The sequence below is a fragment of the Micromonospora cynarisoli genome (genome assembly GCF_030518815.1).
GTDB lineage: Bacteria > Actinomycetota > Actinomycetes > Mycobacteriales > Micromonosporaceae > Micromonospora > Micromonospora wenchangensis.
Genome location: NZ_CP130426.1, coordinates 3,143,505 through 3,159,704, shown reverse-complemented (window position 1 = coordinate 3,159,704; position 16,200 = coordinate 3,143,505). Strand labels below are relative to the sequence as shown.

Here is a 16,200-nt window from a genome sequence, read left to right as displayed (position 1 = left end):
TAAGCGGTCAGAACTGACAAGTCGTCTCCGCGCCGGGTGTGAGACGCTTGACGGGTCGCACTGTTGATCGAAGGAGAACGGTGACAGTTTCCGAACGCGCTCACGAGCTGGCGATGGCCGCCGCCCAGGCCGCGGCCGACAAGAAGGCGCAGGACATCGTCATCATCGACGTGGGTGACCAGCTCGCCATCACCGACGCGTTCCTGGTGGCCTCGGCGCCCAACGAGCGTCAGGTGATGGCCATCGTCGACGCCGTCGAGGAGCGTCTGCTGGAGCTGCCCGAGAAGGCCAAGCCGGTTCGCCGCGAGGGTGAGCGGGGTGGCCGCTGGGTGCTGCTCGACTACGTCGACATCGTGGTCCACGTCCAGCACACCGAGGAACGTGAGTTCTACGCCCTCGACCGGCTCTGGAAGGACTGCCCCCAGCTCCCGTTCGTCGACCGCGACCTGGTCGAGGCCGACGCCGCGGGTGCCGCCGCCGAATGACCCGCCTGATCATCTGGCGGCACGGCAACACCGACTGGAACGCCAGCGGTCGGGTGCAGGGGCAGATCGACGTACCCCTCAACGACCTCGGGCGGGAGCAGGCCAGCGCCGCCGCCCCGCTGCTCGCGGCGCTGCGCCCGGCCGTCGTCGTCGCCTCCGACCTGTGCCGCGCCGCCGACACCGCCGCCACGCTCGCCCGGCTCACCGGCCAGCCGGTACGCCCCGACGCCCGGCTGCGGGAACGGCACTTCGGCCAGTGGCAGGGCCTCGCCCTCACCGACGCCGCAACCCGGTTCCCCACCGAGCACGCCCGGTGGCGGGCCGGCGACCCGGACCCGGGAGCGGGCATCGAACCCCTCGACGACCTCGGCAAGCGGGTCGGTGAGGCGTTGCTGGCCGCCGCCGAGCTGGCCGACGGGGGCACCGTCGTGGTCGCCACCCACGGTGGCGCGGCCCGGCAGGGCGTCGGTCAGCTGCTCGGCTGGGACCACACCGTGCTGCGCAGCATCGGTTCGCTGGCCAACTGCCACTGGACCGAACTACGCCACAACGACCTGCGGGGCTGGCACCTGCGGGCGCACAACGTCGGCCCGATCGCCCCGCCGCCACCGGCCGAGCCGCTCTGAACCGACAGGTCCCGCAGAGCCCGGGCCGGCCGGTCCGCGACGTCCGTGCCGGCCGGTCGGGGCGACCGGCCCCGGCATCGGCTAGCGTGCCGGGCATGTCCGTCGCGGTCGTCACCGACTCCACCGCCTACCTTCCACCCGGGCCCGTGCGGGCGCACCGGTTGACCGTGGTGCCGCTCACCGTCGTGCTCAACGGCGCGGAAGGGCTGGAGGGGGTGGAAACCCTCCCTGCCGACGCCACCCGGGCCCTCAGCGGCCGGCGGGTCTCGGTGAGCACGTCCCGGCCGTCCCCGGCGCAGTTCGCCGCCACGTACCGGCGGCTGCTGGCCGACGGCGCGGACGGCGTGCTGTCGGTGCACCTGTCGGCCGACCTGTCCGGCACGGTCGACGCGGCCCGGCTCGCCGCCGTCGAGGTCGGCGACCGCGTCGAGGTGGTCGACAGCCGGTCCACCGGCATGGGGCTGGGCTTCCCGGCGCTGGCCGCCGCCACCGCCGCCGAGGCGGGCGTCGACCTGCCCGGGGTACGCGCGGCTGCGCTGGCCGCCGTCGGGCGGACCACCATCTTCTTCTACGTCGACACGCTGGAGTTCCTGCGCCGGGGCGGCCGGATCAACGCGGCGGAGGCGCTGCTCGGCACGGCCCTGTCGGTCAAGCCGATCATGCACATGCCGGACGGCGCGATCGTGGTACGCGACAAGGTGCGTACCGCCAGCCGGGGGGTGGCCCGCCTGATCGACCTCGCGGTCGAGGCCGCCGCCGACGCCGAGGTGGACCTCGCGGTGCACCACCTCGCCGCCCCGCACCGTGCCGAACACCTCGTCGAGGCGCTCACCGCCCGGCTCGGCGACCGCCTGCACGACACGTACGTCTCCGAGGTCGGCGCGGTGGTCGCCGCCCACGCCGGGCCGGGCCTGGCCGGAGTCGTGATCCACCGCCGGTCGGCCTGAACCGGATCGGCCGCAGTGCCCGCCGGACGGCCCGAACGGGGTGGGCCGCAGTGCCCGCCGGACGGTCTCCGCATAGCAGGTCCGGCCATGATCAGGCAGTTGTCCACAGCCGCCTTCGTCGTCCACAGCCGACCGCCGTCGGGCTGAACGGGTGCCGCCCACCGGCCTAACCTCGCGCCGTGTCGGAGGACGAGGAAACCAGGGTGCGGGGACGGCTGTACCGGCTGACCGCCGGGGTGTCAGCGGTGGCACGGTCGGCGGGCCCGCCGGAGCCGCCACCCCGCCCGTACGGGCCGGGCGCGTCCCGCGTACCGCCGGATGCGGGTGGGGCGTCGGCCCGCCGCCGCCCCGGGCCTGCCGCCGCCGGCGGCCCCCGCGACGCCGGCTCCCTCGACCTCGGCGACTACCTCGACGGCGCTCCGCGCGGTCCCGGGCCGTATGACGACGACCCGCCCGACGCCGGTCCACGTCGCCCCGACGACCCTACCGACATCGGTCCGCGCCCTCGCGACGTCGGTCCTCGTCGTCGGGACGGGGACGATCCGGCCGCGTTCCGCCCCGGCGACCTCGACCGGTATCCCGCTGACGGTGACGACCCGGCACCGGCCGGCCGGCTGCCCGGTCCCGGTGTCTTCGACCCCGGCCGGCGTGGCGTCCGGGCGCTGGCGGCCGTGGCGGTGGCCGTGGTGCTCGGCGCGGGGTTCTGGGCCTGGCGCTCCCGCCCACAGCCGGAACCGGTCCGCCCGGCGACGACGGTGGCCGGGCCGGAGTCCTCCGGTGGGCCCGCGTCGGGTCCGGCCGTCGCGCCGACCGGCGAGCTGGTGGTGGCGGTGGCCGGCCGGGTCCGCCGCCCCGGTCTCGTCCGGGTACCCGCCGGGGCGCGGGTCGCCGACGCGGTCGAGGCGGCCGGCGGTGCCCTGCCCGGCACCGACGTGGCACTGCTCAACCCGGCCCGGAAGGTGGCCGACGGGGAGCTGATCCTGGTCGGCGTCACCGCCCCACCCGGCGCGACCGGCTCCGGGGCGGCCCCGGCCGGGCCGGCGGCCGTACCCGGCGGGGCAGCGCCGGGTGGCCGGGTCAACCTCAACACCGCCACGTTGGCCCAGCTCGACGCGTTGCCCGGGGTCGGCCCGGTGCTCGCCCAACGCATCCTCACCCACCGCGACCAGCACGGTGGCTTCCGCAGCGTGGGCGACCTGCGTCAGGTCGACGGCATCGGCGACGCCCGGTACGAACAGCTCAAGGACCTGGTGACGGTGTGACCGCCGACCGGGCACCCGACCTGCGGCTGGCCGGGCTGGCGGTGGCGGCCTGGCTGGCGGCGCTGGCCTGCCTGCACCTCACCACCCGTACGGCGGTCCTGCTCGCCGCGAGCGCCGCCGTCCTCGCCGTCCTGCTCACCGCGCACCTGCTCGCGGTGCTGGGCGCCCCGGCCGCCCCGGTCCGCCGGTACGGCTGGATCGCCGTCGCCGTGCTGCTCGGCGTGGTCTGTGGCGGTGCCGCCACCGCGGCCCGACTGCACGTGCGGGACGCCGCACCGCTGCGCCTGCTGGTCGACGACCGGGCCCGGGTCACCGTCGACCTGGTGCTCCGCGACGATCCCCGGCCGGTACGCGGTGCGCCCGGCCGTCCGGCGACCCTGCTCGTCACCGCGCAGTCGAGCGTCCTCACCGACCCGCGGGGCCACCGCCTCCGGGTCCCGGTACGCCTGCTCGTGCTCGCCACCGACCCGGCCTGGCGGGGTCTTCTGCCAGGGCAGCGGCTGACCGTCCAGGGCAGGCTCGCCGCGCCCCGGGGCGGCGACCTCACCGCCGCCGTGCTGACCGTGTCCGGCCCACCGGTCCGGGACGGGCCACCGCCGTGGCTCCAGCGTGCCGCCGGCACCCTGCGGGCCGGTCTGCACCGGGCCTGCGCTCCGCTCCCGCCCGAGCAGGGTGGCCTGCTGCCCGGTCTGGTCGTCGGGGACACCAGCCGGTTGCCGGCCACCGTGGAGGAGGACTTCCGGGCCACCGGGATGACCCACCTCAACGCCGTGTCCGGGTCGAACGTGGCGATCGTGGTGGGCGCGGTGCTGCTGGTGGCCCGGTGGGCCCGCGCCGGCCCCCGGCTGGCGGCGGTCCTCTGCGGGCTCGCCCTGATCGGCTTCGTCGTCCTGGTCCGTCCCTCGCCCAGCGTGGTCCGGGCGGCCACCATGGGGGCGATCGGGCTGGCCGCGTTGGCGGTCGGGCGGCCCCGGGCCACGCTGCCGGCGTTGGCCGCGGCGGTGGCCGTGCTGGTGCTCGTCGATCCCGAGTTGGCCGGGGACGCCGGCTTCGCGCTGTCGGTCCTGGCGACCGGCGGGTTGCTGCTGCTCGCCCCGGGCTGGCGCGACAGGCTGCGGCGGCGGGGCGTACCGGCCGGGTTGGCGGAGGCGCTCGCCGTCCCGGCGGCGGCCCAACTCGCCTGCGGACCGGTGGTGGCCGGCATCTCCGGCACGGTGAGCCTGGTGGCGGTGCCGGCCAACCTGCTCGTGGTGCCGGCGATAGCCCCGGCCACGGTGCTGGGGGTGACGGCGGCGGTCGTCTCGCCGGGGTGGCCGGCCGGGGCGGAGTTCGCCGCCTGGCTGGCGAGCTGGCCGGCCTGGTGGCTGGTCACCGTGGCCCGGGTGGGAGCCCGGCTGCCCGCCGGCACCCTGCCCTGGCCGGGCGGACTGCCGGGCGCGTTGCTGCTGGCCGGGCTGACCCTGGGGCTGCTGCTTGCCGTCCGCCGCCCGCTGGTGCGTCGACTGGTGGCGGTCGGCGCGGCGGCGGTGGTGCTGGGCACCCTGCCGGTCCGGCTGCTGGCGAGCGGGTGGCCGCCGGACGGTTGGGTGGTGGTGGCGTGCGCGGTCGGGCAGGGGGACGCCGTCGTGCTGCCGGTGGCGGGCGGCCGGGCGGTCGTGGTGGACGCCGGTCCGGAGCCGTCGGCCGTGGACGGTTGCCTGCGGCGGCTCGGGGTACGCGAGGTCTCCCTGCTGGTGGTGAGCCACTTCCACGCCGACCATGTCGGTGGCGTGGCCGGGGTGACCCGGGGCCGGCGGGTGTCCATGGTGCTCACCCCGACCCTGGCCGAGCCGGTGGCGGGGCGGGATCTGGTGACGGCCGCCGTCGGGCCGGCACGCCGGGTGGTGCCGGCGGCCGGCTGGTCGTACCGGTCGCCAGGGGTGGAGGTGGTCGCTCTCGGGCCGCCCTACCCGCTGCGGGGCACCCGGTCCGATCCGAACAACAACTCGTTGGTGCTCCGGGCCACGGTGGCCGGCGTACGTGTCGTGCTGCCCGGGGACGCGGAGACGGAGGAGCAGCGGGCCCTGCTGGACCGGGTGCCGCCGCACGCGTTGCGGGCCGAGGTGCTCAAGGTGGCCCACCATGGTAGCGCGTACCAGGACCCGGCCTTCCTCGACGCGGTCCGGCCGGCGGTGGCGCTGGTGCCGGTGGGGGTCGACAACGACTACGGGCATCCGAGCCCGGTGATCCTCGACCGGCTCGCCCGGTCCGGGGTGCGGGTGCTGCGGACCGACACCGACGGGGACGTTGCGGTGGTGGTCCGGTCCGGCCGGCTCGCGGTGGTGAGCCGGGGCCTGCCGCCGGGCCGTCGGTGAGCCGGTCGACAGGCGTCCCGGTGGACCAGCCTCTCGCTGGGCCGGCGTCCCGGTGGGCTGGCGTCGCGGTGGGCCGATGGCGCGGTCCGTCGTCCCGGTTCGTGGTGGGAGCAGAGGCGAGAGGAAATCAGGAATGGAAGGGATATTGCGTACACTGGGCGGCAATCGAGGTATATGTCTATATTTGCGCTGAGTGCGGGGTGGGCCGTCGCCGCCGTCGATGAGCAGGCGCGATCCTCCGCCGAGCCGTGCCAAGATGAGCGACGTGACCGGCGTCGACCTTGCTCCTATTCTGCTCGTCCTCGGCGACGAGGAGCTGCTCGCCACGCGCGCGGTGACCGAAGCCGTGGCGAAAGCCCGCAGCGTCGACCCGCAGGTCGACGTCCGCGAGTACCAGGCCGGGGCGTTGGCCGTCGGCGAGATCGCCGAGATGCTCAGCCCTTCGCTGTTCGGCGGGCGTCGGGTGCTGGTGCTCCGATCCGCCCAGGACGCCCGCAAGGACCTGGTCACCGCGCTGCTCGACTACGCCCGGAATCCCGACCCGGACGTCCAACTGCTGGCCCTGCACCTGGGCGGCGGCAAGGGCAAGGCGTTCGCCGACGGGCTGCGGGCCGCCGGCGCCACGGTCGTCCCGGCCGCGAAGCTCAAGGGGCACCGCGAGCGGGTGGCGTTCGTCCGCGACGAGATCCGCCGGGGCGGTGGCAGGTGCACCGACGACGCGGCCGAGGCGCTGATCGCCGCCGTCGGCACCGACCTGCGGGAGCTGGCCGCCGCCTGCTCGCAACTGCTCGCCGACACCGACGGGCGGATCGGCGCGGACACGGTGGCCCGCTACTACCGGGGCCGGGTCGAGGTGAGCGGTTTCACCGTCGCCGACGCCACCATGATCGGCGACGTGCCGGCCGCCCTGGAGGCGTTGCGCTGGGCCCTGCACGTCGGGGTCGATCCGGTCCCGATCGCCGACGCACTCGCCGACGGGGTCCGTACGGTGGCCCGGGTCGCCGCCGCCGGCCGGGGCGATCCCTACCAGCTGGCGAGCACCCTCGGCATGCCGGCCTGGAAGATCAAGAATGCCCAGCAGCGGGCCCGGGGCTGGACCCCGGAGGGCCTGGTCGAGGCGATGCGGGCGGCGGCCGAGTGCAACGCGGCGGTCAAGGGCGGTGCCGACGACCGGGGATACGCCCTGGAGAAGGCGGTCTTCTCGGTTGCCGCCGCCCGCCGGGGCAGCGCCCGGTGACCGGCCCCTCCCGCCCGGTGGCGGGGCGCGGCGGGCGGGTGGCCGGCCCTGCCCGCCCGGTGGCGGGGCGCGGCCGGCCCGGGTGGTCGGTCGTGCCGGCGGACGACCGCCGCTACCGGCCGCTCTACGCCCGGCTGCTCGGTCTGCGCATCGTCAACCCCGGCGGGGTGCTCTGCTTCCTCTTCTTCGAGGGGGCGGTGGCGTTCGCGGTGCTCCTCGCCCTCGCCGAGCTGGTGAGCTGGTGGGCGGTGGCGGTGCTACCGCTGGCGGTGGCGGTCATGGTGAAACTCAACGACGAGGTCGCCGGGTGGGTGATCCACTCGGCGGCACTGGTGCCGGAGCAGGAACGTGACAGGTTCCGGCGGGAACTCGAACCGGTCGTCGGCCGGGCCCCGGTGCCGTACACGCTGCCCGGCACGGTGGTCACCGACGCGCCTGCGGCGGCGGAGCCGACCGGGCCGCCGCTGCGCTCCCGGCGCTACCACGGCTAGGCCCGCCCACGGTCGTCGTCCCGTGGCACACCCGGGGGCGGATAGGCGGTCGTCGCAGCCCACCGGCCCGGCAGGGCGATGAAGCGCTCCGCCACCAGGGGGAACGCAGCCGAGAGCCCCGGGACAACGCCCCGGGGCTCTCGGTCAGGTGTGGGTTGCTCGGTCAGGCCGAGAACGAGTCGACGCGCTTCGCGATGGCCGACTTCCGGTTGGCCGCCTGGTTGGCGTGGATGACGCCCTTGCTGGCGGCCTTATCGAGCTTGCGGGCGGCGTCACGCATCAGGGTGGTGGCCTTCTCGGTGTCACCAGCCTCCGCAGCCTCGTGGAACTTCCGGATGGCGGTCTTCAGCGACGACTTGACCGACTTGTTACGCAGCCGGCGCTTCTCGTTCTGCCGGTTGCGCTTGATCTGGGACTTGATGTTCGCCACGCGACAGCCTCGTCTTGATAGCTCGGTTTGGTCTGCAATCCGCGTGTGACGAGCATGCGTCATCGCCACGCGAAAAGCCAGGCTACCAGGTCGGCCGGGACGAGCCAAAACGCCCCGCCCCCGCCCGCACCGGCCTGGCCCGCCGCCGGGTAGCCGACCGGTTCGGGCCGGCCGGGTCAGTGCCAGCCCTGCCGGGCGGCGAGCCAGCGGAGTGCCTGCTCCCCGCTGAACCGCCGGTGCGCCCCGAGCAGCGCGGACGTGCCCGCCGGATTCATCTCGGCCGTGCCCGCACCCGGCGCGGGGGCGACCGGCGCGGGTGGGCCGGCGGCGGTGAGGTAGTAGCCGGCGAGCGCGGCCAGGGTCACGTCCAGGGCGTCGGGTGGGGCGTCGACCGCTGCCGGATGTGCGGCGAAGACGGCGTCCAGCCCGACCCCGTCGGCGTACCCGGTGATCAACAGGCCGGCCAGGTCGAACCACGCGGGGCCGTGGCAGAGCCAGTTCCAGTCGCAGAACCAGGCCCGGCCGGCGGGATCCAGCAGCACGTTGTCCACCCGCAGGTCGCCGTGGGCCAGACCGCGCGCGGCCGCCGCGTACCCGGGCAGGCGGGACTCCAGCGCGACGAGTTCGGGCAACCGGTCGCGGGCCGGCGGGATCAGCGGGGGCACCGGCTCCCGACCGGCGGCCACCTCGTCCCACCACAGGATGTCGGAGTGGGCCAGGTCGGCCAGCCGGGGCAGGCCGAGCGCGGTCAGCCCGGCGGGTGGGTCGGCCAGCGCGGCGGCGACCCCGGCGTACCCGGTGAGCACGGCGTCCAGCTCGGCCGGGTCCCAGGGCAGGCGGGGCGTCCGACCGTCGACGGCGTCCAGGCCGACCGCGTACCAGCCGGCCGCGTCGAGCGCCCAGTGCGGCCGGGGCACCGGCAGGCCGGCCGGCAACCGGGCGAGGACGGCCAGTTCCCGGGCGTACCAGTCGGCCAGGTGGCGCTGGCGGGCCAGGTCGGCGGCCTTGACGAAGACCCGCGCGCCGGTGGCCGTGGTGAGCACGGCGGCGAAACCGCCGGTGAAGCCCGCGGTCGCGGTCCGGGCCGCGACCACCGGCGCGCCGAGCCGGCCGCTGACCGCCTCCCGTAGGCCGTCGGGCAGGTCCCGCCAGTCGGGTCGCACGGCGGTCCGGTGGTACGGCGGCGGCGTCGCGGACACCCCACCATGGTGCCCGGTCCGGTCGGACCCGGTGACCGGCCGGGTGGGCGGGTGACCGGCCGGGTGGGCCGGGGGCCGGCGCGGGTCTGGGAGACTCCGGGCCATGAGGACCGACGACTTCTGGCAGTTGATCGACCAGGCCCGCGCCGGGGCCGGGGGAGAGGCCGAGGCGGTCGCCGCGCGGGCGGTCGCGCTGCTCGCCGGGCGCACCCCGGAGGACATCGTCGGGTACGCGCACCACCAGCAGCGGGTGCTGGCCGCCTCGTACCGGGTCGACCTGTGGGGTGCGGCGTACCTGATCAACGGGGGTGCCTCCGACGACGGGTTCGAGTACTTCCGGGGCTGGCTGATGACCCAGGGCCGGGCGGTCTTCGCCACCGCGGTGGCCGACCCGGATTCGTTGGCCGGGCTGCCCCGGGTGCGGTCGGCGGCGCTCAGCGGCGAGGAGTTCGAGTGCGAGGACATGCTGGCGGTGCCGTGGGACGCGTACCGGAAGGCGACCGCGAGCGACCTGCCGGCGCAGCGGGACCCGGTGCGGATGCCGGACCTGAACGACTTCTGGGACTTCGACGACGAGGCGGAGGCCCGCCGTCGGCTGCCGAAGCTCGCCGCCCTCTTCGTCGAGCCGCCCGAGGAGTGAGTCACCCGTGGGGCCGCCGCCGGGTACCCCAGGAGTGATCGGACCGGGTTCGGAGCGACGTGGGAGCATAGAGGGGGCCGGCGGCGTGTCGGCCCGCTCACGTCAGCCGACCAGAACGGACCGCTGTGCCACCGACGCTCGATCCCGGCGCGAACGCTCCTGGTGCCACCGACCCGGCGCGCATCCGGAACTTCTGCATCATCGCCCACATCGACCACGGGAAGTCGACCCTGGCCGACCGGATGTTGCAGCTCACCGGCGTGGTCGATCCCCGGCAGATGCGCGCGCAGTACCTCGACCGGATGGACATCGAGCGCGAGCGCGGCATCACCATCAAGAGCCAGGCCGTCCGGATGCCGTGGACCATCCGTGACGGCGAGCGGGCCGGTGAGCAGGCCGTCCTGAACATGATCGACACCCCGGGCCACGTGGACTTCACCTACGAGGTGTCCCGGTCGCTGGCCGCCTGCGAGGGGGCGCTGCTGCTGGTCGACGCCGCCCAGGGCATCGAGGCGCAGACGCTGGCGAACCTCTACCTGGCGCTGGAGAACGATCTCAAGATCATTCCGGTGCTCAACAAGATCGACCTGCCGGCTGCCCAGCCCGAGAAGTACGCCGAGGAGCTGGCCCATCTGATCGGCGGCGACCCGGCCGACTGCATCAGGGTGTCCGGCAAGACCGGCGACGGGGTGCCGTACCTGCTCGACGAGATCGTCAGGCAGTTCGTCCCGCCGGTCGGTGACGCCGACGCGCCCGCCCGCGCGATGATCTTCGACTCGGTGTACGACGTCTACCGGGGCGTGGTCACCTACGTCCGGGTCATCGACGGCCGGATCAGCGCCCGGGACCGGATCAAGATGATGTCCACCGCCGCCGTGCACGAGCTGCTGGAGATCGGCGTCATCTCACCCGAGATGGTCAAGGCCGACGCGCTCGGCGTCGGCGAGGTGGGCTACCTGATCACCGGTGTGAAGGACGTCCGCCAGTCCCGGGTCGGTGACACCGTCACCATCAACGCCCGGCCGGCCACCGAGGCGCTCGGCGGCTACAAGGACCCGAAGCCGATGGTCTACTCCGGCCTCTACCCGATCGACGGTTCGGACTACCCCAACCTGCGCGAGGCGCTGGACAAGCTCAAGCTCAACGACGCCGCGCTCGACTACGAGCCGGAGACGTCGGGCGCGCTCGGCTTCGGCTTCCGCTGCGGCTTCCTCGGCCTGCTGCACCTGGAGATCATCCGGGAGCGGCTGGAACGGGAGTACAACCTCGACCTGATCTCCACCGCGCCGAACGTGGTCTACCGGGCCATCACCGACGACGGCCAGGAGATCGTGGTGACCAACCCGAGCGAGTACCCCACCGGCAAGATCGCCGAGGTGTACGAGCCGGTGGTGCGGGCCACCGTGCTCACCCCGAACGACTACGTGGGCGCGGTGATGGAGCTGTGCCAGGGGCGGCGGGGCAGCCTGCTCGGCATGGACTACCTCTCCGCCGACCGGGTGGAGCTGCGCTACACCCTCCCGCTCGCCGAGATCATCTTCGACTTCTTCGACCAGCTCAAGAGCCGTACCAAGGGGTACGCCTCGCTCGACTACGAGCCCTCCGGCGAGCAGGCGTCCGACCTGGTCAAGGTGGACATCCTGCTGCACGGCGAGCCGGTGGACGCGTTCAGCGCGATCGTGCACAAGGACAAGGCGTACAACTACGGCACGACCATCGCGGCGAAGCTGCGTAACCTGATCCCGCGCCAGCAGTTCGAGGTGCCGATCCAGGCGGCCATCGGCAGCCGGGTGATCGCCCGGGAGACCATCCGCGCCATCCGCAAGGACGTCCTCGCCAAGTGCTACGGCGGTGACATCAGCCGCAAGCGCAAACTGCTGGAGAAGCAGAAGGAGGGCAAGAAGCGGATGAAGATGGTGGGCCGGGTCGAGGTCCCCCAGGAGGCCTTCATCGCCGCGCTCTCCTCGGACTCCGCCGACGCCAAGCCGGCCGGCAAGAAGTAGCCCGGGGCCGGCTCCGGGCCCCACGACGGCCGTCGGCCCGGTGTCCCGACCGGGCCGTCGGCCGTCGGCACGCCCGCCCCGGTGTCGTACGGACGAATTTTCCGCCCTCCGTGCCGCTGCCGGACGGGCCGGCGCGGGCGTCCTGAGCTGCGCGGACATCGAAGGTCGGCGAATCGACGCAACGGCGTCGGATCGACGTACGGCGACATGTGTGGTGGTGAGTCGGTTTGGTTTTCCGGCGGGTCGGGAACCTAGCTGCCACGACAGGAACCACACATACCGTGTGACTCAATCTTCAGGAGGAGGGCGACCGTGGAGTTCACCGTCTGGGGCATCATCACCGCGCTCGTTGTCGGTCTCATCGTCGGCGCGCTGGGTCGTCTGGTCGTGCCGGGCCGCCAGAACATGCCGATCTGGTTGCACATGCTGATCGGTGTCGGCGCGGCTCTGCTGGGCACCGTGCTGGCCCGGGCGATGGGCATCGCCACGGAGACCGCCGGCATCGACTGGACGGAGCTGCTGGTGCAGGTCGTCCTCGCCGCCATCGCCGTGGCCCTGGTGGCCGGCGTGGGTGGCCGCCGCGGCGTCACCCACCGGTAGGTCAAGCGGCACCGCTGAGCGGGCGTCCGACCCCACGGGGTCGGGCGCCCGCTCGCGTGCGGTGACCGGGCGGCGGGGGCCGTCGCCCGGTGGCGGGCGATCCAGACCAGATCGTTACCGGAGTCGGTTTGGAGATTCTCCGCTTCGGGAACCTATCGATCACCACAGCAACAAACACCTCACCAACGACATATCTACTGAAGGAGGACGGCCGTGGAGTTCACCGTCTGGGGCATCATCACCGCGCTCGTTGTCGGTCTCATCGTCGGCGCGCTGGGTCGTCTGGTCGTGCCGGGCCGCCAGAACATGCCGATCTGGTTGCACATGCTGATCGGTGTCGGCGCGGCTCTGCTGGGCACCGTGCTGGCCCGGGCGATGGGCATCGCCACGGAGACCGCCGGCATCGACTGGACGGAGCTGCTGGTGCAGGTCGTCCTCGCCGCCATCGCCGTGGCCCTGGTGGCCGGCGTGGGCCGGCGTCGGGGCGTCACCCACAGGTGACCAGCCCGCCGACCGTGACCGGTCGGCACGTACCACCGCAGCGGATGCCCGCCCCCGGACCGGGGGCGGGCATCCGCTCGTCCGGCTGCCGCCCGTCGATCCCGTCGGGTCGTCGCGGGGTCTGCCTGAGCGGCCCCCGCCTGCGATACGGTCGCCTCGCCGAAGGCCCTGCCGGCCGCCGCCGCACCGTCGACGGTCCGCCCGCGCGGGGCGGCACCCACCCCCTGTCGTAAAGGAAATTTTCCTACTAGGGTGCGGCTGAGAAGGTTAGTGCCGGACGGCGCGAGGGAGATGTGGCGTGAACAGGTGGAAGCGGCTGACCCCGGTCACCGCCGTCGTGGCCTCGGCCGTGATGGTGCTCGCCGGTTGCGGTGGTTCCGGTGGCGACGAAGCCGCCGACGACAGCAAGCTGACGGTCTGGATGATGGGCGAGGGGAGCGACGCCCAGACGGCGTTCCTCGACGGCGTCGAGACCGAGTTCCGGCAGCGGCACCCCGACACCGACGTGGTGGTCCAGTACATCCCCTGGCTGGAGGCGCCGAAGAAGTTCCAGGCGGCGCTCGCCGGCGGTGAGGGCCCGGACGTCACCGAGCTGGGCAACACCGAGACCCAGGGCTGGGCGGCCCAGGAGGCGCTCGCCGACATCTCCGGCCGCTTCGGCGGCTGGGCCGACGGCAAGGACGTCCTGCCCGACCTGGTGCGCAACGCCCAACTCGACGGCAAGCAGTACGGCGTCCCCTGGTACGCCGGGGTACGCGCCATCTACTACCGCACCGACTGGTTCGCCGAGGCCGGCGTGCAGCCGCCGAAGACCTGGGACGAGCTGGTCTCGGTCGCCAAGGCGGTGCAGGCCAAGAAGCCCGGCAGCTACGGCATCGCCCTGCCGGGCAACTCCGAACTGCCGTTCTACTCCTTCCTCTGGGGTGCCGGCGGCGAGATCGCCACCAACCAGGGCGGCACCTGGAAGTCCGGTTACACCAGCGCGCAGGCCCAGCGGGCGGTGAAGTTCTGGACCGACCTGGTGACCGTGCACAAGGTCGCCCCGCCCGCCGCCGCCGGGTGGAACGAGATCGACGCCCGTACCCAGTTCGCCACGGGCAAGGCGGCGATGGCCTTCGCCGGCAGTTGGCAGGCCGGCGCGATCAAGAAGGACAACCCCGACATCGAGAAGGTCTGGGGAACCTTCCCGATCCCCGGTCCGGACGGCGGCCCGGCCCCCGCCTTCGCCGGTGGCTCGGACGTCGCCCTCTGGCAGGACAGCAAGCGGCAGGATCTGGCCTGGGACTACCTGACCGTGCTGCTGAGCAAGAAGAACGCGAAGACCTTCGCCGGCAGCCTCGGCTTCTTCCCCGTCTACTCCGACCTGGTGCAGGGCGGCGACTACGCCGACGACAAGCTGATGGCGGCGTTCGCCAGCACCATGCAGCGCACCCGGCTGACCCCGCTGACCCCGAAGTGGGTGGAGGTCAGCCGGACGAAGACGGTCACCCAGGCGATGAACAGCTCGGTCATCAAGGGCCAGAAGTCGGTGCAGCAGGCCACCGCCGACGCCGCCGCCGAGATGGAAAGCATCCTCAACGCCAAGTGAGCACCCTGACCGAGCGCACTCCGACGGCCGCCGCCCGGGACACCCCCACGCGGCGGCGGCCCCGGGTGGACCGCCTGCCGTACCTGCTCCTGCTGCCCTGCCTGGTCGTCATCGGGGTGCTGCTGCTCTGGCCGCTGGGCCAGGTGGTGGCGATGTCGTTCTTCCGGCTGAACAGCGTCCGGCAGCTGCGCGGGGACCGGGAGTGGCCGTTCGTCGGCCTGGCCAACTACACCCAGATCCTCGGCGACCCGTTCTTCCGTACGGTGCTGCGCAACACCGTGCTCTTCGCGGCGGCGAACGTGCTGCTGACGATGGTGCTGGGCACCCTGGTCGGGTTGCTGCTGCACCGGCTCGGCCGTCGGATGGCCACCTTCGTGGCCAGCTGCGTGATGCTGGCCTGGGCCACCCCGGCGCTGACCGGCACGATCGTCTGGAAGTGGATCTTCGATGACACCTCCGGCCTGGTCACCTGGGCGTTCAACGCCCTGCCGGACAGGCTGTCGCAGGCGCTCTTCGGCCGCACCGACTGGTCGGGTTACGGCTGGTTCAACTCGCCGCTGCTGTTCTTCGCGATCCTGACCCTGGTGGTGGTCTGGCACTCGTTCCCGTTCATCGCGGTGAGCGTGCTCGCCGGGCTCAAGAGCGTCCCGAGCGAGCTGCACGAGGCGGCCCGGGTCGACGGGGCCGGCCCGTGGACGGTGTTCTGGAAGATCACCTTCCCGCTGCTGCGGCCGGTCTTCGGCATCCTGGTGGTGCTCTCCACCATCTGGGACTTCAAGGTCTTCACCCAGCAGTTCGTGCTGGCCGGCGGCACCCAGGACCGGCCGACGTTCATGCTGTCGATCTACTCGTACGCCGAGGCGTTCTCCCCGCCGCCCAAGTACGGCGTGGGCTCGGCCATCGCGGTCATCCTCACGCTGATCCTGCTTGTGGTGACCGGCCTGTACGTCCGGATGGTGCTCAGGCAGGAGGACGAGTCGTGAAGAAGGTCGCCCTCAACGGCGCGGGCCTGCTGGTGGCGCTCTTCGCCGCCTTCCCGGTCTACTGGATGATCGCCACCTCGCTGAAGCCGAACCGGGAGATCTTCTCGGCCACGCCCCGGCCGGTCCCGGCCCACCCCACCCTGGAGCACTACCGGGAGATCCTCACCGGCAACCTGATCCCGGGCGTGACCTTCGGCGACTTCCTGCTCAACAGCGTGCTGGTGGCCGTCAGCACGGTCGTGCTCAGCGGACTGGTGGCGCTGCTGGCCGCGACGGCGGTGGCCCGGTTCCGGTTCCGGCTCCGGACCACCTTCCTGATCATGCTGCTGGTGGTGCAGATGATCCCGCTGGAGGCGCTGGTCATCCCGCTGTTCCTGATGATCCAGCGGCTCGGCCTCTACAACACCCTGCCCAGCCTGATCCTCACCTACCTGGGCTTCTCGCTGCCGTTCGCGGTGTGGATGCTGCGTGGCTTCGTCGCGGCCGTGCCCAAGGAACTGGAGGAGGCCGCCGCCATCGACGGGGCCAGCCGCGCCCAGACGTTCCGCAAGGTCCTCTTCCCGCTGGTCGCGCCGGGTCTGGTGGCCACCAGCATCTTCTCCTTCATCACCGCCTGGAACGAGCTGATCTTCGCGTTGACCTTCGTCAACGACCAGAGCCGCTACACCCTGCCGGTGGCGATGACCTTCTTCTTCGGCCGCGACGACACCGCCTGGGGGTCGGTGATGGCCGCCTCCACCCTGTTCACCCTGCCCGTGATCGTCTTCTTCCTGCTGGTGCAGCGCCGGATGGTCTCCGGTCTGGTGGCGGGCGCCGTCAAGGGCTGAGCCGGGACGGCGACCGTCCGTGCCCGG

At 73.3% G+C, this 16,200-nt stretch carries 16 protein-coding genes; 14 read left to right on the top strand and 2 right to left on the bottom strand.

The window, feature by feature from the left end; genetic code table 11:
• Nucleotides 1-80 precede the first annotated feature (80 nt).
• From rsfS to Q2K16_RS13090, 7 genes are all read left to right on the top strand, one after another.
• Nucleotides 81-485, top strand: a complete 405-nt coding sequence (rsfS, locus tag Q2K16_RS13120) for a ribosome silencing factor (protein WP_088644366.1) — start codon at nt 81-83, stop codon at nt 483-485.
• Nucleotides 482-1,111: a histidine phosphatase family protein gene (locus Q2K16_RS13115; protein ID WP_302745679.1), complete on the top strand. Its 630-nt coding sequence runs from the start codon at nt 482-484 to the stop codon at nt 1,109-1,111. The genes rsfS and Q2K16_RS13115 overlap by 4 nt, the downstream gene beginning before the upstream one ends.
• Nucleotides 1,112-1,206: 95 nt before the next feature.
• The gene (locus Q2K16_RS13110; RefSeq protein ID WP_302745677.1) at nt 1,207-2,058 is read left to right on the top strand and encodes a DegV family protein; all 852 of its coding nucleotides are present in this window, start codon (nt 1,207-1,209) and stop codon (nt 2,056-2,058) included.
• A 491-nt stretch (nt 2,059-2,549) separates the two neighbouring features.
• On the top strand, nt 2,550-3,320 hold the full coding sequence (locus tag Q2K16_RS13105; protein WP_302746466.1) for a ComEA family DNA-binding protein: 771 nt from the start codon (nt 2,550-2,552) through the stop codon (nt 3,318-3,320).
• A complete protein-coding gene (locus Q2K16_RS13100) occupies nt 3,317-5,674 on the top strand; it encodes a ComEC/Rec2 family competence protein (protein ID WP_302745675.1) in 2,358 nt (785 codons plus the stop codon). The genes Q2K16_RS13105 and Q2K16_RS13100 overlap by 4 nt, the downstream gene beginning before the upstream one ends.
• Before the next feature lie 256 nt (nt 5,675-5,930).
• Nucleotides 5,931-6,911: a DNA polymerase III subunit delta gene (gene holA, locus Q2K16_RS13095; RefSeq protein ID WP_302745674.1), complete on the top strand. Its 981-nt coding sequence runs from the start codon at nt 5,931-5,933 to the stop codon at nt 6,909-6,911.
• A gap of 92 nt (nt 6,912-7,003) precedes the next feature.
• Complete coding sequence (locus Q2K16_RS13090) at nt 7,004-7,402, top strand: hypothetical protein (protein ID WP_302745673.1); 399 nt, start codon at nt 7,004-7,006, stop codon at nt 7,400-7,402.
• 163 nt (nt 7,403-7,565) lie between these two features.
• Here Q2K16_RS13090 and rpsT read toward each other — a convergent pair whose 3' ends face one another.
• The gene (gene rpsT / locus Q2K16_RS13085; RefSeq protein WP_088644372.1) at nt 7,566-7,832 is read right to left on the bottom strand and encodes a 30S ribosomal protein S20; all 267 of its coding nucleotides are present in this window, start codon (nt 7,830-7,832) and stop codon (nt 7,566-7,568) included.
• Between the two features lie 176 nt (nt 7,833-8,008).
• Entirely contained in the window at nt 8,009-9,031 is a 1,023-nt protein-coding gene (locus Q2K16_RS13080; RefSeq protein ID WP_302745672.1) for a phosphotransferase family protein, read from the bottom strand.
• Nucleotides 9,032-9,134: 103 nt separating this feature from the next.
• Between Q2K16_RS13080 and Q2K16_RS13075 the strand changes: the two genes are divergently transcribed.
• From Q2K16_RS13075 to Q2K16_RS13045, 7 genes are all read left to right on the top strand, one after another.
• Nucleotides 9,135-9,671, top strand: a complete 537-nt coding sequence (locus Q2K16_RS13075) for a DUF4240 domain-containing protein (protein ID WP_302745671.1) — start codon at nt 9,135-9,137, stop codon at nt 9,669-9,671.
• A gap of 125 nt (nt 9,672-9,796) precedes the next feature.
• On the top strand, nt 9,797-11,674 hold the full coding sequence (lepA, locus tag Q2K16_RS13070) for a translation elongation factor 4 (RefSeq protein ID WP_302745669.1): 1,878 nt from the start codon (nt 9,797-9,799) through the stop codon (nt 11,672-11,674).
• Nucleotides 11,675-11,986: 312 nt separating this feature from the next.
• Nucleotides 11,987-12,274: a GlsB/YeaQ/YmgE family stress response membrane protein gene (locus Q2K16_RS13065; RefSeq protein ID WP_302745668.1), complete on the top strand. Its 288-nt coding sequence runs from the start codon at nt 11,987-11,989 to the stop codon at nt 12,272-12,274.
• Between the two features lie 213 nt (nt 12,275-12,487).
• Nucleotides 12,488-12,775 carry a GlsB/YeaQ/YmgE family stress response membrane protein gene (locus Q2K16_RS13060; RefSeq protein WP_088644375.1) on the top strand — a complete coding sequence of 96 codons (288 nt, stop codon included), beginning with the start codon at nt 12,488-12,490 and terminating at the stop codon, nt 12,773-12,775.
• A gap of 298 nt (nt 12,776-13,073) precedes the next feature.
• Complete coding sequence (locus Q2K16_RS13055) at nt 13,074-14,363, top strand: sugar ABC transporter substrate-binding protein (RefSeq protein ID WP_302745667.1); 1,290 nt, start codon at nt 13,074-13,076, stop codon at nt 14,361-14,363.
• Nucleotides 14,360-15,346, top strand: coding sequence for a carbohydrate ABC transporter permease (locus tag Q2K16_RS13050; protein WP_302745666.1), 987 nt, complete (start codon nt 14,360-14,362; stop codon nt 15,344-15,346). Before Q2K16_RS13055 ends, Q2K16_RS13050 begins: the two co-directional genes overlap by 4 nt.
• Nucleotides 15,343-16,173 (top strand): carbohydrate ABC transporter permease, encoded by an 831-nt coding sequence (locus tag Q2K16_RS13045; protein WP_302745664.1) that lies wholly within the window; start codon nt 15,343-15,345, stop codon nt 16,171-16,173. The genes Q2K16_RS13050 and Q2K16_RS13045 overlap by 4 nt, the downstream gene beginning before the upstream one ends.
• Nucleotides 16,174-16,200 lie beyond the last annotated feature (27 nt).

Bases quoted from the DNA above. Each gene is read 5' to 3' on its own strand.
- Q2K16_RS13115 (WP_302745679.1), top strand. From the start codon at position 482: ATGACCCGCCTGATCATCTGGCGGCACGGCAACACCGACTGGAACGCC.
- Q2K16_RS13110 (WP_302745677.1), top strand. From the start codon at position 1,207: ATGTCCGTCGCGGTCGTCACCGACTCCACCGCCTACCTTCCACCCGGG.
- holA (WP_302745674.1), top strand. From the start codon at position 5,931: ATGAGCGACGTGACCGGCGTCGACCTTGCTCCTATTCTGCTCGTCCTC.
- Q2K16_RS13075 (WP_302745671.1), top strand. From the start codon at position 9,135: ATGAGGACCGACGACTTCTGGCAGTTGATCGACCAGGCCCGCGCCGGG.